We start from the raw sequence: 6,146 nt of genomic DNA, 5'->3' as shown, positions 1-6,146 counted from the left end.
CCTTGTGTTTGATTGTTAAAAATCACAATAGAGATTCTTTCATCGCCTGCCTATTCTTTTTTTAATTCTTCTGTGCACTTCAAACTTGAAAAGACTGAATATGTTTATTAAATAATGTGCTTAATACAGAAACTGTACTAAGTTTTAAGAAAAAGTTTTTATCTAAAGGCTTGTAACCTTTAAAGCGTTCTAGCAAGGGGAGAGCCCCTAGAGAGAAAACAGCGACGTGTCCTAATATGGAAACGGTTTTTTTCCAACTAGCTCTAGACACAAGACGCCCTTGTGCATATTCTTCTTGCAAGTTATTAGCATCACTTCCTAAACGTGAAATTGCGCCTAAAACAGTCGCAATACAATTTCCTATTTTTATTGCTGACATATACTTATTTTTTGAAGATATAAACCCAAGAAGATTCAAAAGCGTTATGATATCAACCGCACTAGCACACAATCCAGTTCCTTGATCAATAACCGTTTTCAAAGCTGTGGCTGTAAAAGTTCTTTCTTGCTCGATTAGTGGAACTAAAGCATTTCTTGCTTTTACTAATTGCGTACAAATTCCTGAAAAACTTAAGAAACACTTTGCCTGCTTGCTAAAGGCAGCTACTTTTTGAGCTGTTTCGAAACCTTTAAAAGTAGATTTGTTTTTACACAAAACGACAGCCCATTCGCTAAAAACTTGAAAAAGCTTAGCTAAATCCTTTGGCTCATCCCCGTAGCTTTTAAAAAACTTAAAACCAATTTGCATTGCCTTATTAAGCCCTATCTTTTCAGACACATGCCATATATATTGAACTGGTAAAGCAACAATTTTAATAGGAGAAGTCATAATAACAAACCTTGATTTAATGGATTTTAAATTTAAAAGGAATATGATTATAGCTTAAGTAAAAATAAATATCTATTAGAAAGTAGCATATTTAAAAAAAATTTTTATCAAATAATTTTTGGGTTTTGAAGACCATTAAAGCAATCAGATGCTGACATAGCTCGTTTGCCTTCGAGTTGCACTTCCAGAAGACGCAATATTCCTTGTCCGCAGACAACCTCTACTTCTTTACCTAATGTAACAAGAGAACCCGGGTTTTCTGAGGATGGGAGATTTTCTGGAAATGCGCGTAGGATTTTAAGGCGCTTTTTTTGATTTTTTATCTCTAATATGCAAAAAGCACCCGGGGAGGGGGATAAAGCTCGAATGCGGTTATGCAATAGATGAGAATCAAGATCCCAGTCAATTTCTTTTTCTTCAGCAGATATTTTTGGAGCTAAACTCATTTGAGAATGATCTTGTGGGATTCTTTTTATAGAATGATTTCTAAATTGCTCAATTACTTGTAAGATCATTTCTTGAGCTAATACACATAACTCTTTTTCAAGCTCACCATGAGTCATTTCAAAAGGAATAGGGATTTTTTGCATAGATATGATATCCCCTGCATCCATTTTTGGAGTCATTTCAATAATAGAAATACCTGTTTCTTTTTCTGCATTTATAAGACACCTTTGCATAGGAGCAGCTCCCCTATATTTAGGGAGCAGACTTGCATGGATATTAATACATCCCAAAGAAGGGAGGTCTAAGACTTCTTTTTTTACAATCTCTCCATAAGCCACCACAATGAAAAGATCAGCTTGTAGACTTTTAAGTTGTGCAACAAATTCTGGAGAAGAAGCTTTTTCAGGCTGAAAGATAGGTACATTTAATCGAATTGCGGTTTGCTTTACCGGAGGGAAAGAAGATTTTAACGATCGTCCTGTTGGACGATCGGGACGCGTAACAACAGCTATTACATTAACTTGATTTTGTACAAGATAAAATAAAATTTGCGCAGCAAAAGAAGAGGTGCCAAAAAAAATGATTTTCATTGAAGAGCTATACTCTCTCTTCAATTAACTCTTCTAGTTCATCGAAGTCTTCTTCGACTAACTGTTGAACCGATTTTTGAAATCCAATTAATCCTCTCTGAGAGCTGCGACAAAAACTGATCCAGTGCTGAATGTGGATAGTTGGTTCAATTTCTCTATGAATCCGCTCTAATGCTTTAGAAAGACGTAATTTAGCTCGGTAGGTAATTTTAAAAGCCCTTGATAAAGCCTTACGATCTTCTAGAGAAAACCCATGGCGCCTTAAACCAACTAGATTCAATCCACCTAGCTTATAAGGAGTTCCTGCTCCAATGGTATAAGGAGGAACATCATGTGTAATCCGACTAAATCCTCCTACCATTGCATACTTTCCTATGCGTGCAAATTGATGAACAGGAGTCATTCCTCCAATAATTGCATGATCTTCCACAATTACATGACCAGCTAACATGGCATTATTTGCCATAATCACTTGATTGCCAATTTGACAATTATGAGCAATATGGCAATACGCCATAATTAAGCAGCCGTCTCCTACACTTACTACAGAGCCTTCTTTACATGAGGAATTAATTGTGGTAAACTCTCGGATTTCACAATATTTTCCAATGACAACAAAAGTTTTTTCCCCTTTAAATTTTAAGTCTTGAGTTTTTGTGCCAATACTTGCAGATGGCCATACAATTGTTCCTTTTCCAATTGTGGTATAACCATCAATATAAGCATGAGACTTAATAACAACATGATCTTCAAGCGTAACATTTTTTTTAATAATCGCATACGCTTCAATTGTAACATTCCTACCAATCTTTGCACCGGGCTCGATGATAGCAGCAGGATGAATATTTGACTGAGACATGAACTTCCAATTTTAATGTTTATTATTTAAGGCTAAAGCTGATCTTTATCAAGTAACGCAAATCCAATTTTAGCTTCTGTTACTACTTTCTCATTTACTATTGCGCATGCTGAAATTTTCCCCCCACTTCCACTTAAGTGTAGCATGGATACTTCTAGCCTTAACATATCGCCTGGGACAACAGGTTTGCGAAACTTTGCATCTTGAATATTCAATAATACAGCTGTTTTTGCATGAAATCCTTTTTTGTAAATTAAAATCCCTCCTGTTTGAGCCAAAGCTTCCAATACAAGAACGCCGGGCATAATGGGAGCATCAGGGAAATGACCTTGAAAGAAATGTTCGTTAAACGTAACACTTTTTTGTCCAACGATCCGATTCTCATCAAGGCTTAAGTGAATGATTTTATCAACGAGCAAGAAAGGATAACGATGGGGCAAAATTTTGGCAATTTCCTTAATATTCAAAACGATATTTTGCTCTGAAAGGGCTTCACTCATCAAAAGTTCTCCATTTTAATTTGATTATATAGCAATTTAGCAAAAAAATTATTAGAAGTATGTCCAGAACGAATAGCGATAATATGTGCTAAAAAGGAAATAGGTATAAGAGAAAGATCCCCTATTAGATCTAAGATTTTATGACGAGCCATTTCATTTGGATAACGCAGTCCTTCTGGATTAATCACTTTATTTTCCTTTACGAGAATTGCATTCTCTAAACCGCCTCTTTTAATAAACCCCTTTTCCATCATAGGAACTACTTCTTCATAAATAGAAAAAGTGCGACAAGAAGCAATTTCTTTAACAAATTCCTCTTGGCTTAAAACAAACGTATGAAACTGCGTACCAATTCCTAAACAATGAGGATAGTGCAGAGTATAACTCAACCGATACTCATTAGCTGGAATTGCAATAATCTGAACCTGTTCATTGGACCAGAATATAGGTGATTGCAAAGAAAATATTTTTTTTTCTTCACTTAACTCTATTATACCTGTTTCTTCAATCAATTGAGAAAAATCTTTAGAACTACCATCCAATATAGGAACTTCTGGACCGGAGACTTGAATGAATACATTATCAATTTCGTGAGCACGCAAAGAAGCGAGTAAATGTTCAACCATTTGTATAGATGCCTTTTTGTTACCAATTATGGTACATCTAGGAGTACTGTATACAGAATCTAACGAAGCGATAATCTTAGGCGCATTCAGCAGATCCGTGCGCTGAAATACAATCCCCTGGTCTGCAAGAGAAGGATGAAAAGTCAGAGTGGTTTCTTGTCCGGTAAAGACCCCTATTCCTGAAATAGATACACTTTTTCGAAGAGTGCGTTGTTTTCTTTCAACAATCGGCATAGTTAGAACAGAACTCCTTAATAGCTTACAGGGGAAAGACAACAGATACCTCAAAAATTATTTTTAAATTCTAATTTGCTAAATGAGCAAAAAAGTTATTTTATTACTAAAAAGCTACCCAAAGGGTATCATTTTCTTCAAGCGGATTTTACAAAAGTAAAATTCTCTAAACATCATCTATTTTTGGCGGAATAATAGGATCATGACGAATAATTACTTCTTTTTTTCTTCGATTATACCCCATCAACAATAAAAGCCCTCCTAGTATACTTAAATGTTGTAAAAACAAGGTCATTTGCGATGCTCGCTCAATACCTGATGCAAGCCAAAATGGATAAAAGACCAGTATTGTCCCTAAGACCATCAAAACTAAAATAAAAGCTGCAAAGCGAACAAAGAGCCCTAAAAAAATACATACACCTCCTAGGAACTCTATAATTGTTTGCATAAAGAAGGCAAGCGATGACCTACAAAGAATCATTTCTAATCCTTGTTTTACCCACTCCTTTTGCCCACCTATCACACTTAAATTATGTATAGCAGTTATAAACTGCTGCTCTGCTCCTTGCCAATCAAGTAATTTTTGAAAAGCAGTTGCTATAAAAATTAAACTAATACAAACCCGGCCTAAAAATATAATCGTGGATCGAAACATAAATACCCTTATCATTCTTTTTTTATAAAAATAATTACAACTCTGAGCAAAGTCAACTAGTTTTCACAAGAAATTTAATCTAAAATGGCTTATATAGTAGTGCCAATTCAAACGGCTAGCTTAATGGGGTTCAAGTCAACGAATTGAAACTTGTCATTAATCCTATATTTTTCTATACGATTGAATCGGAACTACTATATACTAAAACCCATTAAAAAAAAGACATTATAAGCGCTAAACTTATTGAAAGTTTCTAATGAATTGAGATATAAATTTTGTTCATATGCAACTAAAAGCGAACTTTATCACAAGAAACCAAAAAGATATCCTTAAAGCCCGTCACCGCCATGAACGGGATAAAAGGCTATGCGATAGAGTCAAATCTATTTTATTGTTAGATGAAGGGTGGACATACCCACAAGTAGCACATGCTTTACTCCTCGAGGACGATACGATAAGACGTTATTATAAAATCTATTCAGAAGACGGAAAAGAAGCCTTACTAAATTTGAACTATACATGGAAAGCTTGCTGGCTCAGTCAAAATCAGCTTGAGCAACTAAAAATCTATGTAAAAGAAGAAGCACCCCATTCGGCTAAACAAGTCATTAATTTTGCCAAAGACCGCTTTGGAATATGTTATACGCCATCAGCTATGGTTTCTTTACTGCACCGCTTAAACTTCACCTATAAAAAGCCTAAGCTGATCCCTGGAAAAGTGCATGAGGAAGCAAAAAAGCTTTTTTCACAAGAATTGGAAAAAGAATTCGCTCAAACAGATCAACTGCTTTCTCTAGATGGGGTTCATCCTCAACACAATTCGAAACCCTCTTATGGATGGTATGAAAAAGGATCTAAAGCTATATTGCTAACGAACACAGGACGTAAACGTATCAATATCAATGGAGCTTTAGATGTAAAGCGCTTAGAATTTACAACTCTTTCTTCCAACTCTATCAATGCGCAATCTGCTCTTGATTTGTTTAAAAAATGGGAAGAAAAGTATCCTTTTGCACAAAGAATCGTGGTTATATGCGATAATGCTGCCTAATATAGGTCAAAAACCGTTGCAAATTACCCAAAAACATCCAGAGTAGAAATCAAATTCTTACCTCCTTATTCTCCCGATCTCAATCTGATTGAACGCCTTTGGCGATTCATGAATAAAAAAGTTCGCAATAATCGATATTATGAAAAATTCTTAGATTTCAAGACGGCAATTTATGCCTTTTTTGAAAACATTCCTAAATATCGGGAAGAACTGCAGCCTCTTTTATCTAGGAAATTTTACTTAGTTAAATCTTAATTTAAAGATAAACGAGTTCTCTAATTGCACACAAGGGGAATATAAATTCTCTTAATTCTTCATAAGCTCTCCGAGCCGATATTTTGCTTGCAAAATAAAA

Annotated in this window: 6 protein-coding genes and 1 pseudogene; 1 reads left to right on the top strand and 6 read right to left on the bottom strand. The window is 35.1% G+C overall.

What is annotated here, in order from left to right; translation table 11 throughout:
• Positions 1–79 precede the first annotated feature (79 nt).
• The 6 genes from RHOW815_RS06390 to RHOW815_RS06365 form a co-directional block, all read right to left on the bottom strand.
• The gene (locus tag RHOW815_RS06390; protein ID WP_215217493.1) at positions 80–829 is read right to left on the bottom strand and encodes a hypothetical protein; all 750 of its coding nucleotides are present in this window, start codon (positions 827–829) and stop codon (positions 80–82) included.
• 107 nt (positions 830–936) lie between these two features.
• Complete coding sequence (gene fmt, locus RHOW815_RS06385) at positions 937–1,866, bottom strand: methionyl-tRNA formyltransferase (protein WP_215217492.1); 930 nt, start codon at positions 1,864–1,866, stop codon at positions 937–939.
• Between the two features lie 7 nt (positions 1,867–1,873).
• Positions 1,874–2,725 (bottom strand): acyl-ACP--UDP-N-acetylglucosamine O-acyltransferase, encoded by an 852-nt coding sequence (lpxA, locus tag RHOW815_RS06380; protein WP_215217491.1) that lies wholly within the window; start codon positions 2,723–2,725, stop codon positions 1,874–1,876.
• A gap of 32 nt (positions 2,726–2,757) precedes the next feature.
• Positions 2,758–3,225: a 3-hydroxyacyl-ACP dehydratase FabZ gene (gene fabZ, locus RHOW815_RS06375; protein WP_215217495.1), complete on the bottom strand. Its 468-nt coding sequence runs from the start codon at positions 3,223–3,225 to the stop codon at positions 2,758–2,760.
• Entirely contained in the window at positions 3,225–4,085 is an 861-nt protein-coding gene (lpxC, locus tag RHOW815_RS06370; protein WP_215217490.1) for a UDP-3-O-acyl-N-acetylglucosamine deacetylase, read from the bottom strand. The genes fabZ and lpxC overlap by 1 nt, the downstream gene beginning before the upstream one ends.
• Before the next feature lie 166 nt (positions 4,086–4,251).
• Positions 4,252–4,740 carry a DoxX family protein gene (locus tag RHOW815_RS06365; protein ID WP_215217489.1) on the bottom strand — a complete coding sequence of 163 codons (489 nt, stop codon included), beginning with the start codon at positions 4,738–4,740 and terminating at the stop codon, positions 4,252–4,254.
• Positions 4,741–5,023: 283 nt separating this feature from the next.
• Here RHOW815_RS06365 and RHOW815_RS06360 point away from each other — a divergent pair.
• Positions 5,024–6,046 (top strand): annotated as a pseudogene (locus tag RHOW815_RS06360) (IS630 family transposase).
• The last annotated feature ends 100 nt before the right edge of the window (positions 6,047–6,146 follow it).

It is taken from the genome of Candidatus Rhabdochlamydia sp. W815 (assembly GCF_018642185.1).
In the GTDB taxonomy this organism is placed as follows: domain Bacteria; phylum Chlamydiota; class Chlamydiia; order Chlamydiales; family Rhabdochlamydiaceae; genus Rhabdochlamydia; species Rhabdochlamydia oedothoracis.
The sequence above is the reverse complement of the archived record's forward strand: the minus strand, read 5'-3'. Positions and strand labels throughout refer to the sequence as shown.

Coding starts and splice junctions, on each gene's coding strand:
- RHOW815_RS06390 (WP_215217493.1), bottom strand. CDS start 829: ATGACTTCTCCTATTAAAATTGTTGCTTTACCAGTTCAATATATATGG.
- fmt (WP_215217492.1), bottom strand. CDS start 1,866: ATGAAAATCATTTTTTTTGGCACCTCTTCTTTTGCTGCGCAAATTTTA.
- lpxA (WP_215217491.1), bottom strand. CDS start 2,725: ATGTCTCAGTCAAATATTCATCCTGCTGCTATCATCGAGCCCGGTGCA.
- fabZ (WP_215217495.1), bottom strand. CDS start 3,225: ATGAGTGAAGCCCTTTCAGAGCAAAATATCGTTTTGAATATTAAGGAA.
- lpxC (WP_215217490.1), bottom strand. CDS start 4,085: ATGCCGATTGTTGAAAGAAAACAACGCACTCTTCGAAAAAGTGTATCT.
- RHOW815_RS06365 (WP_215217489.1), bottom strand. CDS start 4,740: ATGTTTCGATCCACGATTATATTTTTAGGCCGGGTTTGTATTAGTTTA.